General features: G+C 36.1%; 27 protein-coding genes. All 27 read left to right on the top strand.

The window, feature by feature from the left end; all coding sequences use genetic code 11:
- The first annotated feature begins 3 nt into the window (after positions 1-3).
- The 27 genes from RUH95_RS02650 to RUH95_RS02520 all read left to right on the top strand — a co-directional run bounded on the left by RUH95_RS02650 (position 4) and on the right by RUH95_RS02520 (position 21,859).
- Entirely contained in the window at positions 4-603 is a 600-nt protein-coding gene (locus tag RUH95_RS02650) for a MotE family protein (RefSeq protein WP_313891264.1), read from the top strand.
- Between the two features lie 23 nt (positions 604-626).
- A complete protein-coding gene (locus RUH95_RS02645; RefSeq protein ID WP_313891263.1) occupies positions 627-1,817 on the top strand; it encodes a flagellar hook-length control protein FliK in 1,191 nt (396 codons plus the stop codon).
- A gap of 3 nt (positions 1,818-1,820) precedes the next feature.
- Positions 1,821-2,528: a flagellar hook assembly protein FlgD gene (gene flgD, locus RUH95_RS02640; protein WP_313891262.1), complete on the top strand. Its 708-nt coding sequence runs from the start codon at positions 1,821-1,823 to the stop codon at positions 2,526-2,528.
- A gap of 18 nt (positions 2,529-2,546) precedes the next feature.
- A complete protein-coding gene (locus RUH95_RS02635; RefSeq protein WP_313891261.1) occupies positions 2,547-2,927 on the top strand; it encodes a TIGR02530 family flagellar biosynthesis protein in 381 nt (126 codons plus the stop codon).
- Positions 2,928-3,008: 81 nt separating this feature from the next.
- The gene (locus tag RUH95_RS02630; RefSeq protein ID WP_313891260.1) at positions 3,009-4,298 is read left to right on the top strand and encodes a flagellar hook-basal body complex protein; all 1,290 of its coding nucleotides are present in this window, start codon (positions 3,009-3,011) and stop codon (positions 4,296-4,298) included.
- A gap of 62 nt (positions 4,299-4,360) precedes the next feature.
- Positions 4,361-4,585, top strand: a complete 225-nt coding sequence (locus tag RUH95_RS02625; protein ID WP_313891259.1) for a flagellar FlbD family protein — start codon at positions 4,361-4,363, stop codon at positions 4,583-4,585.
- The gene (gene fliL / locus RUH95_RS02620; RefSeq protein ID WP_313891258.1) at positions 4,572-5,003 is read left to right on the top strand and encodes a flagellar basal body-associated protein FliL; all 432 of its coding nucleotides are present in this window, start codon (positions 4,572-4,574) and stop codon (positions 5,001-5,003) included. The genes RUH95_RS02625 and fliL overlap by 14 nt, the downstream gene beginning before the upstream one ends.
- Positions 5,004-5,032: 29 nt before the next feature.
- The gene (gene fliM, locus RUH95_RS02615; protein WP_313891257.1) at positions 5,033-6,031 is read left to right on the top strand and encodes a flagellar motor switch protein FliM; all 999 of its coding nucleotides are present in this window, start codon (positions 5,033-5,035) and stop codon (positions 6,029-6,031) included.
- A complete protein-coding gene (gene fliY, locus RUH95_RS02610) occupies positions 6,024-7,166 on the top strand; it encodes a flagellar motor switch phosphatase FliY (RefSeq protein ID WP_313891515.1) in 1,143 nt (380 codons plus the stop codon). The genes fliM and fliY overlap by 8 nt, the downstream gene beginning before the upstream one ends.
- A 19-nt stretch (positions 7,167-7,185) precedes the next feature.
- Positions 7,186-7,548 (top strand): response regulator, encoded by a 363-nt coding sequence (locus RUH95_RS02605; RefSeq protein WP_313891256.1) that lies wholly within the window; start codon positions 7,186-7,188, stop codon positions 7,546-7,548.
- Between the two features lie 7 nt (positions 7,549-7,555).
- Positions 7,556-8,236, top strand: coding sequence for a flagellar biosynthetic protein FliO (locus tag RUH95_RS02600; protein WP_313891255.1), 681 nt, complete (start codon positions 7,556-7,558; stop codon positions 8,234-8,236).
- Complete coding sequence (gene fliP / locus RUH95_RS02595) at positions 8,229-8,894, top strand: flagellar type III secretion system pore protein FliP (RefSeq protein ID WP_313891254.1); 666 nt, start codon at positions 8,229-8,231, stop codon at positions 8,892-8,894. The genes RUH95_RS02600 and fliP overlap by 8 nt, the downstream gene beginning before the upstream one ends.
- 13 nt (positions 8,895-8,907) lie before the next feature.
- On the top strand, positions 8,908-9,177 hold the full coding sequence (gene fliQ, locus RUH95_RS02590) for a flagellar biosynthesis protein FliQ (protein WP_313891253.1): 270 nt from the start codon (positions 8,908-8,910) through the stop codon (positions 9,175-9,177).
- 4 nt (positions 9,178-9,181) lie between these two features.
- Positions 9,182-9,958, top strand: a complete 777-nt coding sequence (gene fliR / locus RUH95_RS02585; protein ID WP_313891252.1) for a flagellar biosynthetic protein FliR — start codon at positions 9,182-9,184, stop codon at positions 9,956-9,958.
- Positions 9,959-9,962: 4 nt separating this feature from the next.
- Positions 9,963-11,045: a flagellar biosynthesis protein FlhB gene (gene flhB / locus RUH95_RS02580; protein WP_313891251.1), complete on the top strand. Its 1,083-nt coding sequence runs from the start codon at positions 9,963-9,965 to the stop codon at positions 11,043-11,045.
- 24 nt (positions 11,046-11,069) lie between these two features.
- Positions 11,070-13,103, top strand: coding sequence for a flagellar biosynthesis protein FlhA (gene flhA, locus RUH95_RS02575; protein WP_313891250.1), 2,034 nt, complete (start codon positions 11,070-11,072; stop codon positions 13,101-13,103).
- Positions 13,100-14,215 (top strand): flagellar biosynthesis GTPase FlhF, encoded by a 1,116-nt coding sequence (gene flhF, locus RUH95_RS02570; protein WP_313891249.1) that lies wholly within the window; start codon positions 13,100-13,102, stop codon positions 14,213-14,215. Before flhA ends, flhF begins: the two co-directional genes overlap by 4 nt.
- Entirely contained in the window at positions 14,199-15,065 is an 867-nt protein-coding gene (locus RUH95_RS02565) for a MinD/ParA family protein (RefSeq protein WP_313891248.1), read from the top strand. The genes flhF and RUH95_RS02565 overlap by 17 nt, the downstream gene beginning before the upstream one ends.
- A 55-nt stretch (positions 15,066-15,120) precedes the next feature.
- Positions 15,121-16,179: a protein-glutamate methylesterase/protein-glutamine glutaminase gene (locus RUH95_RS02560; RefSeq protein ID WP_397469475.1), complete on the top strand. Its 1,059-nt coding sequence runs from the start codon at positions 15,121-15,123 to the stop codon at positions 16,177-16,179.
- A 14-nt stretch (positions 16,180-16,193) separates the two neighbouring features.
- Positions 16,194-18,260 (top strand): chemotaxis protein CheW, encoded by a 2,067-nt coding sequence (locus RUH95_RS02555; RefSeq protein ID WP_313891246.1) that lies wholly within the window; start codon positions 16,194-16,196, stop codon positions 18,258-18,260.
- Between the two features lie 30 nt (positions 18,261-18,290).
- Positions 18,291-18,746, top strand: coding sequence for a chemotaxis protein CheW (locus tag RUH95_RS02550; protein ID WP_313891245.1), 456 nt, complete (start codon positions 18,291-18,293; stop codon positions 18,744-18,746).
- Between the two features lie 3 nt (positions 18,747-18,749).
- Positions 18,750-19,379 (top strand): chemotaxis protein CheC, encoded by a 630-nt coding sequence (locus RUH95_RS02545; protein ID WP_313891244.1) that lies wholly within the window; start codon positions 18,750-18,752, stop codon positions 19,377-19,379.
- Between the two features lies 1 nt (position 19,380).
- Positions 19,381-19,878: a chemotaxis protein CheD gene (locus RUH95_RS02540; protein WP_313891243.1), complete on the top strand. Its 498-nt coding sequence runs from the start codon at positions 19,381-19,383 to the stop codon at positions 19,876-19,878.
- Entirely contained in the window at positions 19,878-20,177 is a 300-nt protein-coding gene (locus RUH95_RS02535) for a hypothetical protein (RefSeq protein ID WP_313891242.1), read from the top strand. Before RUH95_RS02540 ends, RUH95_RS02535 begins: the two co-directional genes overlap by 1 nt.
- Before the next feature lie 89 nt (positions 20,178-20,266).
- Positions 20,267-21,040, top strand: a complete 774-nt coding sequence (locus tag RUH95_RS02530) for a FliA/WhiG family RNA polymerase sigma factor (protein WP_313891241.1) — start codon at positions 20,267-20,269, stop codon at positions 21,038-21,040.
- A gap of 19 nt (positions 21,041-21,059) precedes the next feature.
- Positions 21,060-21,362: an RNA polymerase subunit sigma gene (locus RUH95_RS02525; protein WP_313891240.1), complete on the top strand. Its 303-nt coding sequence runs from the start codon at positions 21,060-21,062 to the stop codon at positions 21,360-21,362.
- An 8-nt stretch (positions 21,363-21,370) separates the two neighbouring features.
- Positions 21,371-21,859 (top strand): DUF6115 domain-containing protein, encoded by a 489-nt coding sequence (locus RUH95_RS02520; protein WP_313891239.1) that lies wholly within the window; start codon positions 21,371-21,373, stop codon positions 21,857-21,859.
- Positions 21,860-21,866: the final 7 nt, after the last annotated feature.

Below are 21,866 nucleotides of genomic sequence, written 5' to 3'. Positions count from 1 at the left end.
AGTATGGCTAAACAGAACAAATCGATTAAAAACAAGGATGTAGTAAACGATGGTTCAAAGAAAAGTGGTGGTTTGAAACTATTCCTCTACTTATTTATCATTCCGTTCTTATTTGCCTTAGTCATCCTGTTAATTGTTGCTAATATTGCAGAAGTAAATGTATTTGAAAAAGCAAAAGAGTTAACTGGAAATGGTTCGAAAGAAACGATTACAGAAGAAGTGAAAACAGACCGTTTGGAAGAAAAGGTTGTGACACTTCAAGCTCAAATACAAGAAAAAGAAGCTCAAATAGATCAATTGCAGCTTGAAATTGATAATTCGGCCAAGAGCAATGAAACATTGCTTGTAGAGCAACAACGTTTATTGGACGAAATAGAAAAACTTCAAGTAGCTCAAACAAGTTCGAAAAGAGAATATGCAGAAATCGTTTCTACATTTGAAAAAATGTCAGCTAAAACAGCAGCTCCAGTAATTACAAAAATGAGCGATGCGGAAGCATTGCGCGTGTTAGTAAGCTTGAAGCCTGAAACTGTGGCAAAGATTTATGAAAAAATGACTCCCGAGAATGCGGCGAAATATACAGAATTAATGACCGAACAATAATTTTTCATTTGAAGGGAGGTGAAATGATGAATATCGCAGCAATTGTGAGTATGACGAACAATATTACTGCTCAGTCGAAAGGGCAACTACAAGCAAGTGTTGAAGGCAATCAAGTTTTTGGAAATGTATTTGGTCAAGTGTTATCTAATAGCCAAGTTCAACAACCAATGCCTTCAAGTGAAAATAGTGTAGAAGCCGATTTGATGAATGAGCTATTGGCAATTCTTGGAATGGATTCTATAAAGGAACTTGAATCACTATTAGGTAAGGACGAACTAACAGTAAATCCAAAAGAGTTAGAGCAGCTTATGAATACGCTTTTAGGTAAGGACCCAGCGTTAGATTTAGAAGAAACAAATGTCTGGGATTTGTTAGCGGGTATTAATGAACAAGCGAGCCAATTAAAAGACGCAATTGTTGCTTCTCTAAATGGACAAGGTCCTGCAACTCAAGCAGAAGCAAAGCAAGTAGTTGAACTTCTGAAAATTGCTCAATTGATCGGATTGAAATCTGATTTAACATTGAAGCAAGAGTCAACTGTATTTGACTTGAAACAATTGCTTGAAAATGTGGCTGAAGCAGCATCAACTATTAAAACAACTGAAACAAAAACGGTATTACCAATGCAAGGTATGAAACCAGTAGTGCAACAAGTTATTATTAAACAAGTTACACAAAATACTGAAGTAGTAGTGGAAAAAAAAGAAGTAACAGTAGTGCAACAAGTACCAACTCCACAAATACCACAAGCAAAAGTTGAAACGGTTACTGTAACATTACCAGCGCAAAAGCCAGCACAATCAGAAGAACTGATGAAGCAATTAGAGAAAGCGATGAATCGCATACAGTTTGGACAAGCAGGTGGAGCAAATAGATTAGTTGTTAAACTCTACCCTGAGCAACTTGGAACAATTCGAATCGAGTTAATCCAAAAGGATGGCCAACTAACTGCTAGAATGCTAGCCTCAACTGCATTAGGTAAAGATTTACTTGATTCTAACTCAAATCAGTTAAGACAAGGCTTAGTGAATCAAAATATTCAAATAGAAAAAATTGAGATTTCACAAGCACTACAAGATGCAGCAAGACAAGATAGAAACCAAACTTTCAATCAATCATTCAAGCAGCAACAGCAAGAACAACAAGAGAGTAGCAATGATGAACCGGAAGAACAGTCGTCTTTCCGAGACTTTTTAATGGAAATGGAGGCATAATCAGTGGCTACGTCAGATTCAGTTAAAAACAAACCAATTACAGATGATATGTATCTAACGAATAAAAAGCAACCTGTGCGTAAACCAGGTAGCGATTTGGGAAAAGATGAGTTTTTGAAAATTTTGATGACCCAATTACAAAACCAAGATCCATCAAACCCGATGGAAGATAAAGATTTTATCGCGCAAATGGCACAGTTTAGTTCACTAGAACAAATGATGAATATGACAAAAGCATTTGAGAGCTTTGCTGCTGGACAACAACAAACACAGCTTATTCAATACAATACGTTTGTTGGGAAACAAATAAAGTGGCATGAAGTAACAGATAAAAAAGATTCAAAAAACCAACCAATTATTAACGAAGGAACAGGCACAATCGCTTCTGTAAGATTTGTAGAAGGTGGTGTTGAGTTCACATTAACAGATGGCAAGAAGATTAATCCTGGTAATATTTCTGAAGTTCTTTCTGGAGGAAGTTCAGGCTCTAATAGTCTAGTCGATGCAAGCATGATGATCGGTAAAACAGTTAGTTATATTCCTGTTAAGCCGGAAGAGGATAAAGACAAGAAAACCGAAGATGATAAGGATACTAAGCCAGAAACAAAAGAAGCAAAAGTGGATTCTGTATCTAAAAAAGACGGAGTAATCGTTTATAACTTAAGCGACGGAACGACTATTACCGCAGATCAAATTACTTCTATTAGCTAATAGGAACGGAGTGTGGCTATGGACAAAATTCAATTAAATCGCGTTCCGCTACAACCAAATGTCCGTCAACCACTTACATCTAAACAAGTAGCGTCTACAAAACAACTGTTTCTACAACATTTGAATGATGCAGCTGCAAAACAAGAGTTAAAAGTAAGCAAACATGCGAATGCACGTTTAAATGAAAGAAATATTCACATTTCAGAAGCTGAATGGCAGCTCGTAAGTGATAAAGTTTTTGAAGCACGTTCTAAAGGTGTGAAAGAATCACTAGTCTTGATGGATCAAGCTGCATTAATTGTGAGCACAACAAACGCTACTGTTATTACAGCAATGGGTCGAACGGAAGCAAAAGACCAACTATTTACAAATATCGATGGCACAATCGTACTTAATTAACTAATATAGCAGGACCTGCAAAGGATGCTATGTGCAGCTGACTGATTGAAGCTCGCACTCAATTTGAAGGGAGAAAATAGAATGATTCGTTCAATGTACTCTGGTATTTCAGGTTTAAAAAATTTCCAAACAAAGCTAGATGTAATTGGTAACAATATCGCAAACGTCAACACTTACGGGTTTAAAAAAGGTCGTACAATTTTCAAAGATTTAATTTCGCAAACAACTGCAGGAGCTTCAGCTGGAACTGGAACACGTGGGGGAGTTAATGCGAAGCAAGTAGGTTTAGGTTCTCAATTATCTGCAATTGACACAATTCACTCTGGTGGAGCTTTGCAATCAACTGGAAATACGCTTGATCTTGCAATTTCTGGAGACGGATTTTTCCAAGTAGCGGACTCGACTAACTTTAGTCGTGATGGTTTTGTAAACCCAATGTATACTCGTGCTGGTAACTTCTATATGGACAATGACGGATATTTAGTAAATGCAGACGGTAAGTTTTTAGTTGGTGGAGTTACTAAAGTAGATCCTACTGCACTTGCTGCGGCACAAGCGGCTGCGGATGCTCTGAAGCAACCTGCAAAGGATGCAGCAGATGCAGCTAAGACGGCAGCAGAAACATTAGCGGCAACCCTTGAACCTCTAATCCTAGGCGTAACTGATGCTAAAAAAGATTTAGCGGATGCTAAAGCTATTGTCCCGGCAGATCCAACTGCAGTACAAGCTGCAGAGACTGCATTAAAAGCAGCAGAAGAGGCATTAAAAAATGCTAAGGACCCTAGCCATGTTGATGGTGCAGACGCTAAAGATGCACTTGAAAAAGAAAAAGCAGCAACTGATGCTGCGAAAGCGCTAGAAGAAGCTAATGGGGCGGTAATTAGCTTATCTTACCCAGATGCAAATGATGTTGAAAGAAACTGGGAAGCTACTGGTAACCTTAATACTGGTGGTAGTTATTTACCAGATACAGCAATTACAGTTGGTGGGGAATATAGACCAATACGAATCCCAACCGATGCACAAAGTATGAACATTTCTCAAGACGGTACTGTATCATTTGTTGATAAAGAAGGTACATTACGTTGGGCGGGTCAACTTGTTCTTGCTAAATTCCCGAACCCAGGCGGTATGGAAAAAGTAGGATCAAACTATTTCAAAGACACAGCGAACTCTGGAGATCCAATTCTTCAAGTTGCTACTGAATCAGGAATGGGATCAATTAACTCTGGCTTCCTAGAAATGTCTAACGTTGACTTATCAGAAGAATTCACAGACATGATCGTTGCACAACGTGGGTTCCAAGCGAACACTCGTATAATCACAACATCTGATTCGATTTTAGAAGAGCTTATCAACTTAAAACGATAATATAGTAAATTTATTGTAAGGGAGGGTTGGGCCGTTCCCTGAGTGGCCCGGCCCTTATATAAATGATTAATCTGACTCGTTTAAACGGTAAAGAATTTTCGTTGAATGCTCTATACATAGAGACGGTGGAATCTTTCCCAGATACAACGATAACACTAACGAATGGTCACAAATATGTTGCGTTGAATTCGCGGGAAGATGTAGCCCGTCAAATGATTCAATTTTTTAATGAGGTACATATTTTATCCAACCCCCATATAAGAGGTGATGAACATGAAGAACAATAAACTATTGACGATTATGCTTATTGTATTAGTTTGCATTACATTGTTAGGTGTTGTTGCGTTATTAGTCGTATTCCAATTAAAAGGAGACGATAAAGAAGCTGCTGGACCAACAATCGATCAAATCGTAGAATCTTCTATCGATATACCAGAAATTACGACAAATTTAGTAGGAAATAAATTCATTCGTATTTCATTAAAAGTACAAACTGATAGTTTAGAAGCAGCAGAAGAATTAACAAAACGCGATTTTCAAGTGAAAAATATTGTAATTACGGAACTTTCTGAAATGAGTCCTAAGGATTTAGAAGGAAAACAAGGTAAAGCAGCATTTGAATCGTCCTTAAAGACGAAGATTAATGAACTGATGGATGCAGGAGAAATTCAGAAAGTTTATATAACGTCTTATGTTATTCAGTAATGTAATTTTTTTGAATGGAGGTGGGCAGATTGGCTGGAGATATATTATCTCAGAACGAAATAGATGCATTGTTAAGTGCGCTCTCTACTGGAGAAATGACGGCAGACGAGATGAAAAGTGACCAAGAAACGAAAAAAGTTAGAGTATATGATTTTAAAAGAGCACTTCGATTTTCCAAAGACCAAATACGTAGCTTAACTCGTATACATGAGAACTTTGCAAGATTACTAACAACATTTTTTTCTGCCCAATTAAGAACATATGCACAAGTATCGGTAGTATCCGTGGATCAAATTCCATTTGAAGAATTTATTCGTTCGGTTCCTAGCATGACGCTTATAAACGTTTTTGAAGTTCCCCCGCTTAAAGGGAATATTCTAATGGAAATTAACCCTAATATTGCTTATTCAATGTTAGACTTGATGATGGGTGGCAGGGGTGAAACCCATGTAAAAGCAGACAATATAACTGAAATCGAGACAAAAATATTGACGAATTTGTTTGAGCGTTCGTTTGATAATTTGCGAGAAGCGTGGTCAAATATTGCGGAAATTGATCCGATGTTAACGGAACTTGAAGTAAATCCACAATTTTTACAAATGATTTCTCCAAACGAAACAGTAATTGTTATTTCTTTTAACACAATTATTGGTGAAACAAGCGGAATGATTAATATTTGTATACCTCATGTTGTATTGGAACCAATTGTACCGAACTTATCTGTTCGCTATTGGATGCAGTCAGACAAAAAAGAAGTTTCACCAGAGCAGCTAAAAGTGCTTGAAAAACGAGTGAAAGCTGCTGAAATACCAGTTATCGCAGAATTAGGTACAACAGATATTTCGATTGAAGATTTATTGTTTTTACAAATAGGTGATGTGCTTCAAATTAATACAAAAATAGATGATCCTCTAACGATAAAGGTTGGGGAAATTCCAAAATACAAAGCACAACCAGGTAAACTTAAAAAGAGAATGGCTGTTCAAGTCATTGAGACATTGAAAGGAGGAGAGGACGATGATGAGTGATGATATGCTCTCCCAAGAAGAAATTGAGGCCCTCCTTAGAGGAAATACGGTAGAAGCTGAAAGTACGGATAGTACGGAAGAACTGAATGTTAATGATTATTTAGATTCTTTTGCAATTGATACACTTGGAGAAATTGGAAATATTTCTTTCGGTAGCTCTGCAACTGCGTTATCCTCTCTATTAGGACAAAAAGTAGATATTACAACACCAAGTATTTCAATGATTAATCGTCACAAGTTAATCGAAGAATTCCCACATCCATATGTCGCTGTACAAGTAGAGTATACTGCAGGACTTATTGGTATGAACTTACTAGTAATCAAGCAATCAGATGCAGCTATTATTGCAGATTTAATGCTTGGTGGAGATGGATTGGATCCAAAACCAGAACTGAGTGAAATTCAGCTAAGCGCCGTACAAGAAGCAATGAACCAAATGATGGGATCTGCAGCTACTTCGATGTCAACTGTGTTCAATAAAAAAGTAGATATTTCTCCACCATCTATTGATTTGATGAATTTACCATTACAAGAAGGTATTGATGCAATTCCTAATGAAGATTTATTGATCAAAATTTCTTTCCGTTTAAAAATTGGTGAACTAATTGATTCTAATATTATGCAATTAATCCCACTTGATTTTGGATTGAAATTAGTAAAATCATTAATGGGTGAAGATGAAGAAGATCAAGTTGCAGCAACAATTATGGAAGAACCAGTAGCAACACGACCAATTTCAGTTGCTCAACCACAAGCAGCACAACAACCACAAGCGAAAATGCAATTTACACAAAGTAGTGTTCAAACACAGCAAGTGGAAGTACAACAAGCTCAGTTTGCTAGTTTTGAAGCACCTAATCTATCACAAAATGAGTCAAGAAATCTAAATTTACTACTTGATATTCCCCTTCAAGTGACAGTAGAATTAGGACGTACTAGAAGAACAGTACAAGAAATTTTAGAACTTACAGGCGGCTCTATAATAGAACTAGATAAACTTGCTGGTGAACCAGTTGATGTTCTTGTAAATAATAGACATGTTGCCAAAGGTGAAGTAGTTGTAATTGATGAAAACTTTGGGGTACGAATTACAGATATTTTAAGTCAAGCAGAACGTATTCATAATTTAAGATAAGCAATGGAGGAGACATATCATGTCAAAAAGAATTTTAATTGTAGATGACGCAGCATTTATGAGAATGATGATTAAAGATATTTTATCTAAAAATGGTTTTGAAGTAGTTGGAGAAGCAGCAGATGGAGTTCAAGCTATTGAAAAGTACAACGAACTTAAACCAGATCTTGTAACAATGGATATTACAATGCCTGAAATGGATGGTATTGCAGCGTTAAAAGAGATCAAATCAAAAAATCCTAACGCAATTATTATTATGTGTTCAGCAATGGGGCAACAAGCAATGGTTATTGATGCAATCCAAGCAGGTGCAAAAGACTTTATCGTTAAACCATTCCAAGCGGACCGTGTAATTGAAGCAATTTCAAAAGCACTAGCGTAATGAAGCGATGAAAAAACTAAGCCTCTTTTGTTTCGTTTTCTGCATACTTTTATTTTTACCATTACAAATGAAAGTTAGTGCAGAAAATGATCCAAATGAAACGGTTGAAGAAAACTTAAAAAAACAACAGCAAGGCATTGAGACGGATGATAAAGTGGAAACGGAAGTAGAACCTGATTTAGAAATTACTTCTGACCCTGTTTCTGTAACTGCCTGGGATTATGTGAAAATGGTTTTAGCATTACTTTTTGTCATTGTACTTTTATATGGAGTACTTCGTTTTCTTAACAGTAGAAATAAGAGCTTTCAACAAAATCAGCTCATTCAAAATCTAGGTGGAGTAGGACTTGGACAAAGTAAGTCAGTTCAATTACTTCAAGTTGGAGATTCCTTGTTTTTAGTTGGTATTGGAGAAGATATTAATCTACTAAAAGAGATTACGGATCCAGATGAAATAGATAAATTGACGAAAATTTACGAAGATAAGCAAGACTATGGAAAAGCTGTACCATATATTTCTGAACTTTTTGGTCGTTTGAAAGAAAATGTTTCTGACAAAACGATGAAAAATGAAAAAAAAGATCCGTCATTTAACGAAACTTTCCAAGAGAGACTCAAGGAGATTAAAAAAGATCGTAGTGGAGTGTTAGAGGATTGGAAGACAAAGGAGCACACAAAAAATGAATGAATTCGTCCAGTTCTTTTCGGACAGTGATCCGTCCAATGTTGCTACTTCCATCAAGTTAATGCTGTTGATGACTGTTTTATCACTTGCGCCTAGTATATTAATATTAATGACTTCTTTTGCGAGAATTATTATTATCCTATCATTTGTGCGGACAGCACTTGCGACTCAGCAAATGCCACCCAATCAAGTAATCGTAGGACTCGCGTTATTTTTAACTTTTTTTATAATGGCTCCGACATTGCAACAAGTGAATGAAGAAGCATTAACGCCTCTTTTTAATGAAGATATAACATTAGAAGAAGCGTACGAAAAAGCGAGTGGTCCTTTTAAAGAATTTATGAGCAAGCATACAAGGCAAAAAGATTTAGAGTTGTTTTTACGTTATTCAGAAGCGGAACGACCTGAAAAGATGGAGGATATTCCTTTAACTTTGATGGTACCTGCATTTGCATTAAGCGAGATTAAAACCGCATTCCAAATCGGATTTATGATTTTCATCCCGTTTTTAGTAATAGATATGATTGTAGCAAGTGTTTTAATGTCCATGGGTATGATGATGTTACCACCAGTCATGATTTCTTTACCATTTAAAATATTATTATTTGTCTTGGTAGATGGCTGGTATTTAGTAATGAAATCTATATTACAAAGTTTTTAGGAGCTGATAAGTAATGAGTAATGAAATGGTAATTTCTATCGCAGAACGAGCTATTTGGGTCATTCTACTTACATCAGGTCCTCTTCTTTTGATTGCATTAATTACTGGTCTCGCAGTAAGTATTTTTCAAGCGACAACTCAAATTCAAGAACAAACATTAGCGTTTGTTCCCAAAATAGTTGCAGTATTAGTTGCTATTGTATTCTTTGGACCATGGATGTTATCACAAGTTACTTCGTATGCAGCAGATATTTTTGAGAATTTAATACGATACATTGGTTGAGTCAATGGAAGAAATTTTACCTAAGTTAACCGTATTATTGCTTGTGATAGCCCGAGTATCTGCTTTCTTTGTGATATTACCATTATTCTCACATCGAACAATACCAGCTTCACATAGAGTTTCATTTGCTGTAATTATTTCGTGGATGATGTACTATACGATGGATGTCGAACCATTTGAAGTGAATGGCGATTACATATTATTAATTATGAAAGAAGTTATTGTTGGGCTATTTATTGGCCTGCTTGCTTATATTATTATGTCTGCCATACAAATAGCTGGAGGGTTTATCGACTTCCAAATGGGATTTGCTATCGCAAACGTTATAGATCCACAAACAGGGGCACAAAGTCCATTAGTTGGACAATTTTTAAATACAATGGCACTTCTATTATTATTAGCTTTGAATGGTCATCATTTATTGCTAGATGGGATTTTTTACAGTTATCAATTTATCCCGTTGGAGTTAGCGTGGCCGCCATTTGGAGAAGAACATTTTATCGAGTTTATTATGAAAACATTTGCTGGAGTTTTCGCCGTAGCATTCCAAATGTCTATTCCGATTGTTGCAACATTGTTTTTAGTAGATATAGCTTTAGGTATTACTGCTCGGACTGTTCCACAGTTAAATATTTTCGTAGTAGGTTTTCCTATTAAGATTGGTGTCAGTTTTTTAGTGCTAGTTGTTATGATGGGCGTACTAATGGCTGTTATCCAAGATTTGTTCCAAATTATGATTGTAGCAATGCGAGATTTAATGATTATTCTAGGAGGTGGCTAATAGTATGCAACTCCGATTAGATTTACAGTTCTTCGCAGGAGAAAAGACAGAAAAAGCCACGCCTAAGAAAAGGCAAGACTCCCGAAAAAAAGGGCAGGTATTAAAAAGTGCGGATGTTACAAGTGCAATTGTTTTACTTTCCGTATTCATGTTTTTATTTTTTTTCTCGGGTTTTTTACGAACAGGTATATTTGCTTTCTTTACTGAAACGTTTACGAAATATATGCTAATTGACGTAATAACAATTGAAACTGCAATTGAGATTTATACGAATTTACTTATGCAAATGGCTACAATTTTATTGCCAATAATGCTAGTAGCAGTAGTAGCTGCAGTAGCGGCTAACTATTTTCAATTTGGACTGCTGTTTACAACGGAGCCTTTAAAGTTTGACTTGAAAAAAATTGATCCGATTAAAGGGTTGAAGAGACTTTTTTCATTGAAAGCAATTATTGAGCTTATAAAGTCCGTTTTAAAAATATCATTCATTGGCTCTGTTACAACGCTTATCCTTTGGACAAATTTAGAAAAGGTGCTTTCTTTATCTTTTAAAACACCTTGGGATATTCTTTCAACAGTAGGCTGGCTGACAGCGATGATGGGAATTGCTGCTTCATTTGTATTGTTATTTGTATCAATATTGGATTATTTTTATCAGCGTTTTGACTATGAAAAAAATCTGAAAATGTCGAAACAAGACATTAAAGATGAACATAAAAACTCAGACGGAGATCCAATTATTAAATCTCGCATTAGGCAAAGACAAAGAGAAATGGCTATGCGTCGGATGATGCAAGAAATTCCTACAGCAGATGTGGTTATCACGAATCCAACCCATTTCGCCATTGCACTTAAATACGATGATGAATCAATGGATGCTCCGACTGTTGTTGCAAAAGGTGCAGATTTTGTCGCACAAAAGATAAAACTAATTGCAAAAGAAAATGATGTCGTTATGGTAGAAAACCGACCACTAGCTCGAACTATGTATGATCAAGTCGAAATAGGTCAAAAAATACCGGATGAATTTTTCAAAGCAGTTGCAGAAGTACTTGCGTATGTTTACCGTATTAAACAAAAAATTTAAATGCAAAGAATGAGGTGGAAGTATATGCAAGTCCGCGATATAACCGTATTAGCAGCTGTAATTTCTATTGTGGCGATGCTAGTAATACCTCTTCCACACTGGTTAATAAGTTTTTTAATTATTGTTAATATAACGATTGCGTTGTTAATATTAATGACCGCTATGAGTATGAAAGAGGCACTTGAATTCTCTGTTTTCCCTCCTTTACTACTAATCGTTACTTTGTTTCGATTAGGTTTGAACGTCTCTACAACAAGAGCAATTTTGTCAGAAGGAGATGCTGGGACGGTTGTACATACATTTGGTACGTTTGTAACTGGAGGAAATGTACTCGTTGGTTTGGTAGTGTTTGCCATTCTAGTAATTATTCAATTTATCGTAATTACAAAAGGGGCAGAACGTGTATCTGAAGTTGCAGCTAGATTTACATTAGATGCGATGCCAGGGAAGCAAATGAGTATTGATGCCGACTTAAATGCCGGAATGATTTCCGAAAAGGATGCAAGAGAAAGACGAGCGAAAGTTAGTGGAGAAGCTGACTTTTACGGAGCGATGGATGGTGCTACTAAGTTCGTAAAAGGAGATGCCATTGCTGGTATTATTATCGTAATTATTAACCTTCTTGTCGGTATGATTATTGGGGTCGTTCAATTGGGTCTTCCTTTTGGGGAAGCAGCAGTGCTATTTTCTACATTAACGGTAGGGGATGGACTTGTATCTCAAATTCCGGCTTTATTAATATCAACAGCAACAGGTATCGTTGTAACGAGAGCGGCATCTGAAGGGAATCTTGGAAGTGATATTTCAGGCCAGTTATTATCTCAACCAAAATTACTTTACGTTGCAGCAGCAACTATTGCTTTACTAGGAATAGTTACTCCAATTGGTGTTATATTCACATTCCCTATAGCTATTGCATTATCAATAGGTGCTTATATGATGAGTAGAGCAGCGAAAGAGGACCCATACGAAGTGGAAGAGTACGAAGAAGAAGTTACGACTGATAATATGAAGAGCCCTGAAAATGTTATAAATCTATTAAATGTTGATCCTATCGAATTCGAATTCGGATATGGACTTATTCCTTTAGTAGATGCAGGACAAGGTGGAGATTTACTCGATCGCGTAGTAATGATTCGTCGTCAGCTTGCTTTGGAGCTTGGAGTAGTTATTCCAGTAGTAAGAATTCGAGATAATATTCAACTTCAACCGAATGAATACCGTATCAAAATTAAAGGAAATGAGATGGCAAGAGGAGAACTCTTACTTGATCACTACTTAGCAATGAGTCCGGGGGACGATGATTCTATTGATGGAATTGATACAGTAGAACCGTCATTTGGTTTACCGGCGAAATGGATTACGGAATCTGTCAAAGAAGAAGCAGAAATTCTTGGGTATACTGTAGTTGATCCACCTAGCGTTGTGTCTACACATATGACGGAGATTATTAGAAATAATGCTGCTGAATTATTAGGGCGTCAGGAAACGAAACAGTTGATCGATCATATTCGTGAAACGTATCCAATCCTTGTGGATGAACTAACTCCAACACCTCTAACGGTAGGAGAAATTCAAAAAGTATTAAGCAATTTATTGAAAGAACATGTTTCTATTCGCAACTTGCCAATCATTTTTGAAACGTTAGCAGACTATTCAAAAATGACTTCTGATGTGGATGTCTTAACAGAATATGCGAGACAATCTTTAGCAAAACAAATTACTTCACAATATGCTGGAAACAGCCCTGTATTAAAAGTATTAACAGTTTCTGGTCGAGTGGAAAAATTAATTGCTGATAGCATACAACAAACCGAGCATGGTAACTACTTATCCATTGATCCAAATGAATCACAAGCAATTTTGGAATCAATGGCAAAAGAAATTGAACGTGCTTCATTAATGGAGCAATCACCAATTATTTTATGCTCACCGGCCGTTCGTATGTATTTGCGTCAAATGACAGAGCGATATTTCCCTCAAGTTCCGATTCTTTCTTACAATGAACTAGAGTCATCAATTGAGGTACAAAGTGTTGGGGTGGTGAATATAGAGTGAAAATGAAAAAATATTCTGCAAGTACAATGCCTGAAGCAATGAAGTTAATTCGAAAAGAATTAGGCGATGACGCGGTTATTTTGAATTCCAAAGTAGTGTATTCGAAAGGTTTTTTAGGAATGTTCAAAAAAAAATCAATAGAAGTACTTGCTGGTATGGATACGATAGATAGACCAGCTGAGCTAGTGGAAAAGCCTTCTATTCAATTTGAACAAAAGGATACGATGTCAGTAGAGCTTAAACGAGAGCTAGAAGATTTAAAACATATGGTCAAATCGATTCAACGTCCCCAGATGGCAGAACATTACCCAGAAGAGTTTGACGCTCTTATCCACCATCTTCGCGATCATGAGTTAGCAGAAGAGCTTATCACACCAGTTAGTGATGAGCTTTTTGTGCATATGAAAAGTAATAATGGAGAAATTTTATTGGAAGATCAACTACAAATTACGGAAAAGTATATTACTTCCGTATTAAGCGATTTTCCATTTGGCGGATTATCTTACTCCAAAAAGTATGTTAATGTGCTTGGACCAACTGGAGTTGGAAAAACGACAACAATAGCTAAAATGGCCGCACGTGCTGTGTTAGAAAAAAAGAAAAAAGTAGGTTTCATTACAGCGGATACATACAGAATTGCTGCAATTGAACAACTAAAAACGTATGCTGGTTTGTTACAAGCACCGATTGAAATTGTTTATAATGAAGCGGATTTAAAAGTAGCGATGGAAAAGTTTGCGACTTTGGATGTTGTATTTATTGATACTGCTGGTCGCAATTATAAAGAATTTAAGTTTGTAGAAGACTTAAAAAAGCTCATCGATTTTGAAGCGAATACAGAAACCTTTCTAGTGCTATCGACTACATCTAAACAAAAAGATATGGAAGTCATTATTGAACAATTTAAAGAGTTCCCGATTGAGAAATTTATTTTTACTAAAATAGATGAAACAAATTCTATTGGCTCTATTATTAATTTAATGGTTAAATATAAGAAGGGACTTGCTTACTACACAGATGGTCAAGAAGTCCCTGAAGATATAGTTGAAGCTAATCCAAATGAATTACTCAATTTATTATTAAAGGGGATTCGTTATGAGAGATCAAGCTGAAGAATTACGAATTCGAATGCTGAAGAGCCAAAATAAATTGGGTCGTTCAATCGCGGTAGTTAGTGGAAAAGGTGGAGTAGGTAAAAGTAATTTTTCTATGAACTTTACAACGACATTAAGTTCAATTGGAAAAAAAGTTGTTTTGATCGATATGGACCTTGGAATGGGAAATATTCATATATTGTTAGGGAAATCTGTACCAACTAATTTAAAAGATTACTTAGTTGGCGATAAAACAATTGAGGAAGTTATGTTTGATGGTCCGGAAAATCTTCAATATATTTCTGGAGGATCTGGATTATCTGGTGTTATTGAATGGACAGAGGATATGTTCAGACGTCTCATAGAAGCATTTGAGTATTTGCAGCAAAACTATGATTATATCGTTTTTGATATGGGTGCAGGAGCAACTAGCCAAACATTAGATTTATTAGTTTCCGTAGATGATATAATAGTGATAACAACTGCTGAGCCGACTTCTATAACGGATGCATACTCGATGATGAAATTTATTTATTATAAAGATCCCGATAAAAACTTTTTCTTGCTTTGCAATAGAGCTTTCACAGAAGAAGAAGGAACAGAAACAACTGCAAGATTGAAGCTTGCAATGGCTAAGTTCTTATCGAAAGAAATTGTCGTTCTTGGATCGTTACCAGAAGATTCTGTTGTTCGAAAATCCGTAAAAGAGCAAGTACCATTTTCAATTCTCTATCCGAATGCAGAAATAACAAGAAAACTAAAAAATGTTGTCAGTAGGTTTTCTGATTTTGAGTTGGAAGAAGAAAGTGTACCTAAGCAAAATAAATTTATATCACGATTGAAAAGTATTTTTTCAGGAAGGGTGTGAACTGGTGGAATTACTACAAAAGAAAAAATTATTGATTGTAGACGATTCGGCTTTTATGCGAAAGCTAATATCTGATTTTTTTAATGACAGCAGTAAAATAGAAGTGGTAGGTACTGCTCGTAATGGAAAAGACGCCATTGAGAAGATAAAAACACTTCAACCTGACGTGGTTACAATGGATGTTGAAATGCCAGAAATGAATGGGATTGAAGCACTTAAGAGAATTATGGAACAAAGCCCAGTAGCGGTTGTAATGCTGTCTAGTGTGACGCAAAGAGGCACGGAAAGTACGCTTCTGGCGATGGAATATGGAGCTGTAGATTTTGTTGCTAAACCAAGTGGAACTATTTCTTTAGATTTACATAAAATTAAAGAAGAATTAGTAGAGAAAATTGAAAGTGCAGCAAATGTCTCTATTGCAAAACTAAAAAAGCCAACTGAGAATAGGACTATAAAACAACCTATTGTGCCAATTGAGAAAAAAGTAGTAGACACGATTATCCCTCGTACCAACAAAGTGCAAAATTGGAATAAAGCTACAAAAAAAATGGTATTAATCGGAACGTCGACTGGTGGTCCTAGAGCGCTTCAAGAAGTGATTACTAAACTGCCAAAAGATTTGAAAGCCCCAGTACTCATCGTGCAACATATGCCTGCTGGATTTACAAAGTCTTTAGCAGATCGTTTAAATCAACTGTCTGAAATAGAAGTAAAAGAAGCGGAAAATGGTGATATTCTTCGTGATGGACATGCGTATATCGCTCCAGGAGGATACCATCTTCGAATAGCTAAAGTTGGAAGCACGTATTCAATCGTTTTAGACAATAAGGAGCCACCAAGGGCAGGGCATAGGCCAGCAGTGGACGTCTTATTTGAAGATAATAGTAAATACAATGATTTCGATAAGATTGCCGTCATTATGACTGGTATGGGATCAGACGGTGCAAAAGGTTTAAAAGAGCTAAAGCAACATGGAAATGTAGTGGCTATTGCAGAATCTGCCAATACATGCATCGTATATGGAATGCCAAAAGCTGCTGTCGAAACTAATTTAGTGGACAATGTAGCCGATGTAGAAAATATCGCGAGAACAATAATACAATACTTGTCTTAGAGGGGTGTTAATTCATGGATACAAATCAATATTTAGAGATGTTTATCGAAGAAAGTAAGGAACATTTACAAGCATGTAATGAGCATTTATTAGAATTAGAAAAAAATCCATCTAATCTTGCGATTGTGAACGAGGTTTTCCGTTCTGCACATACATTAAAAGGAATGTCTGCAACAATGGGTTACGAGGACATTGCAAATTTAACGCATAAAATGGAAAATGTACTAGATGAAATAAGAAATAGTAAATTACATGTTACGCCAGAATTGTTAGATGTAGTATTCATTGCTGTGGATCAACTAGAAGCGATGGTACTAGACATTGCAGCTGGTGGAAAAGGTAAAATGGATGTAGCAGATACAGTTCAAAAATTGCATTTAATCGAGACTGGTGGAGAAGTACCTGTAGCGGCAACCACGGTAGCGGTTGATGAAAATGTTGCGGGTGAAGACACTCAGCAAAACTGGCTTTCATATGATGATTATGAATTAACAGTCATTCAGCAATCATTTGAGCAAGATTTTAACACATACGAAATTTCTGTAAAGCTTCGTGAAGACTGCTTACTAAAAGCGGCTCGTGTATATATGGTTTTTGAAATACTTGAAAAAATAGGAGATGTAGTGAAATCTTCTCCATCAGTTGAAAAGCTAGAAGATGAGCAATTCGACGAGGTATTTTATGTTGCTGTAGTAACATCTGAGCCAAAAGAAGATGTTCAAAAGAAACTGATGAAAGTATCAGAAGTTACGGAAGTGTTAGTTAACTCTGTAACAATTGAGCAGCTGAAGCAGCGTCATAATGAAGAAACAACTCCAGTAGTGGTAATCCCAGCAGCTGACAAGCAAGTAGAAGAAGCTGAAACAAGCATAGTAGAAGCAAAACCTGATGATAGTGAAAAACAAACTTCTAATAAAACTCAAGTTGCTGCTGGCAATAAAACAATTCGTGTAAATATTGAACGTTTAGATATATTGATGAACTTATTTGAAGAGCTTGTAATTGACCGAGGACGTCTTCAAACGATTTCAGAAGAATTGAATCATGTCGAGTTAGATGAAACAGTAGAGCGCATGTCTCGTATTTCAGGGGATCTTCAAAATATTATCTTAACTATGCGTATGGTTCCGGTAGAAACTGTTTTCAATCGTTTCCCACGTATGGTTAGGCAATTAGCAAGAGATCTAAATAAAAAAGTGAACTTAGAAGTAATTGGTGCTGATACAGAGCTAGATCGTACCGTAATTGATGAAATTGGAGATCCTCTTGTCCATCTTATTCGCAACTCAATGGATCATGGTATTGAAAGTCCTGAGATTCGAAAAGCTAACGGTAAACCTGAAGAAGGAACTGTTGTACTAAGCGCATATCATAGTGGAAACCACGTCTTTATAGAAATTGAAGATGATGGAGCAGGTGTAAATCGTCAAAAAGTACTGAAAAAAGCTATTTCAAAAGGCCTTGTAAGTGAAAGTGCAGCAGCGACATTAACAGATAATCAAGTAGCAGAATTTATTCTATCATCTGGTTTTTCGACTGCAGATGTCATTTCTGACGTGTCAGGACGTGGTGTTGGTTTAGATGTTGTGAAAACAACAATAGAATCTCTTGGTGGAAGTATTGATATTACGTCAACAGAAGGAAAGGGTTCTAAATTCTCCATCCAACTTCCATTAACACTATCGATTATTTCGGTTATGTTAGTAGAATTAGAGAAAGAAGTCTATGCAGTTCCACTGTCGTCTATTATTGAAACAGCTATTATTAAATCTTCGGATATTTTGAATGCACATAACCAAAGAGTCATCGACTTCCGTGGAAAAGTTGTACCACTTGTATTTTTAGAGGATGTTTTTGAAGTGCCTAGAGAAACGAATGAAGAAGAGTTTTACTCTGTTGTACTTGTTCGTAAGGGAGAAAAACTTGCTGGACTAGTAGTAGATTCATTCATCGGACAACAGGAAATCGTATTAAAATCATTAGGATCGTACTTAGCAAGTGTATTTGCAATATCTGGAGCAACTATTTTAGGAAACGGTAAAGTAGCTCTAATCGTTGACTGCAATGCATTGATAAAATAAGAGAGAGCTCTTAGAAAGGATGCGTAATTTATGACAGAAGCTGTAGATGTACAAAACTTAAAGGTAGTTGTTTTTCAATTATTAGATAAGGAATATGTTATTCCTGTAAACCAAGTAAAGGCAATTGAAAAGCTAATCCATATTACACGAGTGCCGAAAACTCCTTCATATGTGAAAGGTGTCATTAATTTAAGAGGGGTAGTTATTCCAATTATCGATTTAAAAAATCGATTCGGTCTTGCTGAAAGTGAAATAAATGATAATTCTCGTATTATCATTATTAGCTTAGAAGACATGGAAGTTGGGGTTATTGTAGACTCTGCGAATGATGTTCTTGATATCCCAATGGATGCAATTGAACCACAACCAGAAGTAGTGGGTGGTTTAGAGCAAGATTTTATCAATGGTGTGGCGAAAATAGATCGTCGTTTGTTAATACTTCTTCACTTAGATTTGGTTTTAAATCCAATAAAGTCAGGTGTGTAAGTTATGTATGAAAAAAAGATAACTTCTATGCATTTAGACGTTTTAAAAGAGATAGGAAATATCGGGGCAGCACATGCTGCCACTGCCCTATCCACTCTTCTAAATAAAAAAATAGATATGAGAGTTCCTAAAGTAGAAATGGTGTCTTTCGATGACATGATGGACTTAGCAGGGGGAGCGGAAAATGTTGTTGCAGGAATATACCTTCGAATTGAAGGCGAAGTAACAGGAAGTATGTTTTTCGTATTACCGATAGAACAAGCAAACCGTTTTATTCGTCGATTAATTCAAGACGATAGTTTCGACTTTCAAACAGGAGCTGTTTCAGAAATGGGAGCTTCTGCGATGCAAGAGCTTGGGAATATTTTATCTGGCTCTTATTTATCTGCGCTGTCTGATTTTACTCGTATGAAAATATATCCAACTGTTCCTGCATTAAGCATAGATATGGTTGGCGCGATTATTAGTTTTGGATTAGTGGAAGTTTCTCATATAAGTGACTATGTCATTGTAATTGATACCGCGATTAATGAAGAAGATGTTCCTAATTCAGAAAGTGTAAAAGGACATTTCTTTTTATTGCCAGATCCAGAATCCTTTGAGGCAATATTCCAAGCATTAGGGGTACAGTAATATGTTAGGACAAGGACAAGTAGTTAAAGTGGGAATTGCAGATATGAACATTGCAAAAACTCCTAATACAATTCGTACCTCTGGTCTGGGCTCATGTGTTGGTGTTGTTCTTTACGATGAACGATCAAAAATTGCAGGAATGATTCATGTTATGCTGCCAGATTCGAGTCTTGGAAGATCAGAAAGCATAAATATCGCAAAATTTGCTGATACAGGAATTCCAGCAATGATTGAGCAATTAAAACTTGAAGGTATTCAACCTTTCAAATTACGTGCGAAAATTGCTGGTGGAGCTCAAATGTTCCAGTTTTCATCAGGTAGAGATACGATGAGAATTGGCCCTAGAAATGTAGAGGCAGTAAAAGAGTATTTAAAAAAGTTTTCTATACCAATCGTCTCAGAAGATACGGGTGGTAGCAGTGGTAGGACGATCGAATTTAATCCAGCTACTGGCATGCTAAATATACGTACTGTGAACCAAGGAGTGAGGGATATCTAATGGCAGGTACAATTCTTTCGAACTTTTGGGGAGCTCTTTTTGGATTTAGTATATACTTCTTTTCATCTTTTCCATTTTTAAATGCTACTAAAATATTAACCGGCGCCACTATTGCGGCCGTATTCTTATTTTTTCTAACATTTTTAATCCGAGCGATTATTGCATTTTTTATAGAGCAATCGGAAGTAGTAGAAGAAGCGGTACTGACAGATGAAATAAAAACAACTGAACAACAAGCACCTTCATCTGAACAATACGCAGATGCTGTAAAATCTATGTTGAATGAAGATGAGGAATAAGGGAAGTCGAATTGTAATTCGGCTCCCCTTTTTATGTACAAATTTGATATAATAGATATATTAAAAGCCTATTCGGAGAGGGGATACTTATGGCTAAACAACATTCGACTGAGGAAGAGCTTCTTTGGAAAAAATGGGCAGAATGCAAAGATCCAGAAGCGGGAGATTTACTTGTTCGTCAATATACACCCCTTGTTACATATCATGTACAACGTATTGGAGCAGGAATTCCCAAAAATATATCGAGAGATGAGTTAAAAAGTTTGGGAATGATGGGCTTATTCGATGCAATCAATAAGTTTGACTACTCGAGAGATCTCAAATTCGATACATATGCTTCATTTCGAGTACGAGGAGCCATTATTGATGGGCTACGGAAAGAAGATTGGCTTCCAAGATCTTCCCGTGAGAAATCGAAAAAACTAGAAGCTAAAATCGAAGAACTAGAACAAAGGCTTATGAGACATGCTACTCCTGAAGAAATTGCGAAATTTGTCGATTTGCCTGTAGAAGATGTCTATCAAACTGTACAAGAACATTTTTTCTCTAATGTTTTATCGATTGATGAACAACTTCAGGACAATGAAGAAATGGAAAGTAAATCATTTGTGATTCGAGATGATACTCAAAAAACGCCTGAAAAACAAATGCTAAAGCAAGAATTACTGCAGGATCTAGTAGGACAAATTCAACATCTTAATGAAAATGAGCAACTAGTATTAAGCCTTTTTTATACAGAAGAACTGACGTTGACGGTTATCGGTGAAATGTTAGGATTATCGACATCAAGAATTTCACAAATACACTCAAAAGCCTTATTTAAGCTTAGAAAATCATTAATGAATGAAATGATGAACGTATAATCATAAGGAGGCATATTAGATGAGTTTAAAAGCCATAGAACTCCAAATTGCTATACCGAAAACATTTGATGCTGGTAAAGTCGCCGATCAACTGCAACAGCAAAGTGCGGTTAACCAAGCGAATGCGCAGGCTGCTTCTGAAAGGCAGTTAGAAAAAAATCGAGAAACTGTTTTGCAACCAGAAGAAACTGCAGAAGCAAGTTTAGATGATAAAGGCGAATCTAGTGCAGAACAAGAAAGAAAAAAACGTGAAAAAAAAGAACAAGAAAAGAAAAATACGAAGCATCCCTTTAAAGGGAACTTTGTAGATTTTAGTGGTTAGGGGCAGTTATGGTATCTATTATATTAGTTATCTTATTTTTACTTCAGTTAATTAGTTTTTATTTAGTTGCGTTGTTATTTACAAAATTAGGTAAGCTCAAAGAGGTGGAAAAAAAACAAGAACAAGTTTTAGCGGAAATCGACGATTCGTTTAGTGCGTATATTGCGGAAATAAAAGACGAAAATAATCGCCTTTTACAAGAATTGAAAAATACGGAAAAATCCTTTGTAGCAGCGACAATAGAAGAAAAAGTGAACGAATTGCCTGTTGCAAAAGAATCGCCTGTATTTGAAATTCCAAAAACATTTGTTTCCAAACAACTTGCTGCGAGCAGTTATTCAAAAGCAGTTACACTGAAAGAAAAAAAAGAGCCAGTTACGATGAAAGAAAAAGTACTTTATTTTGACGAAGAAGGTAAAAGTGTAGAGGAAATTGCGAAGCTTTTGCAAATTGGGAAGACAGAAGTAGACCTTTTCTTAAAATTTAAAGAAAAATAGTTGTGCA

It is taken from the genome of Psychrobacillus sp., assembly GCF_032154225.1.
GTDB lineage: Bacteria > Bacillota > Bacilli > Bacillales_A > Planococcaceae > Psychrobacillus.
Note: the sequence above shows the minus strand (reverse complement) of the source record. Positions and strands in the feature narration are given on the sequence as shown.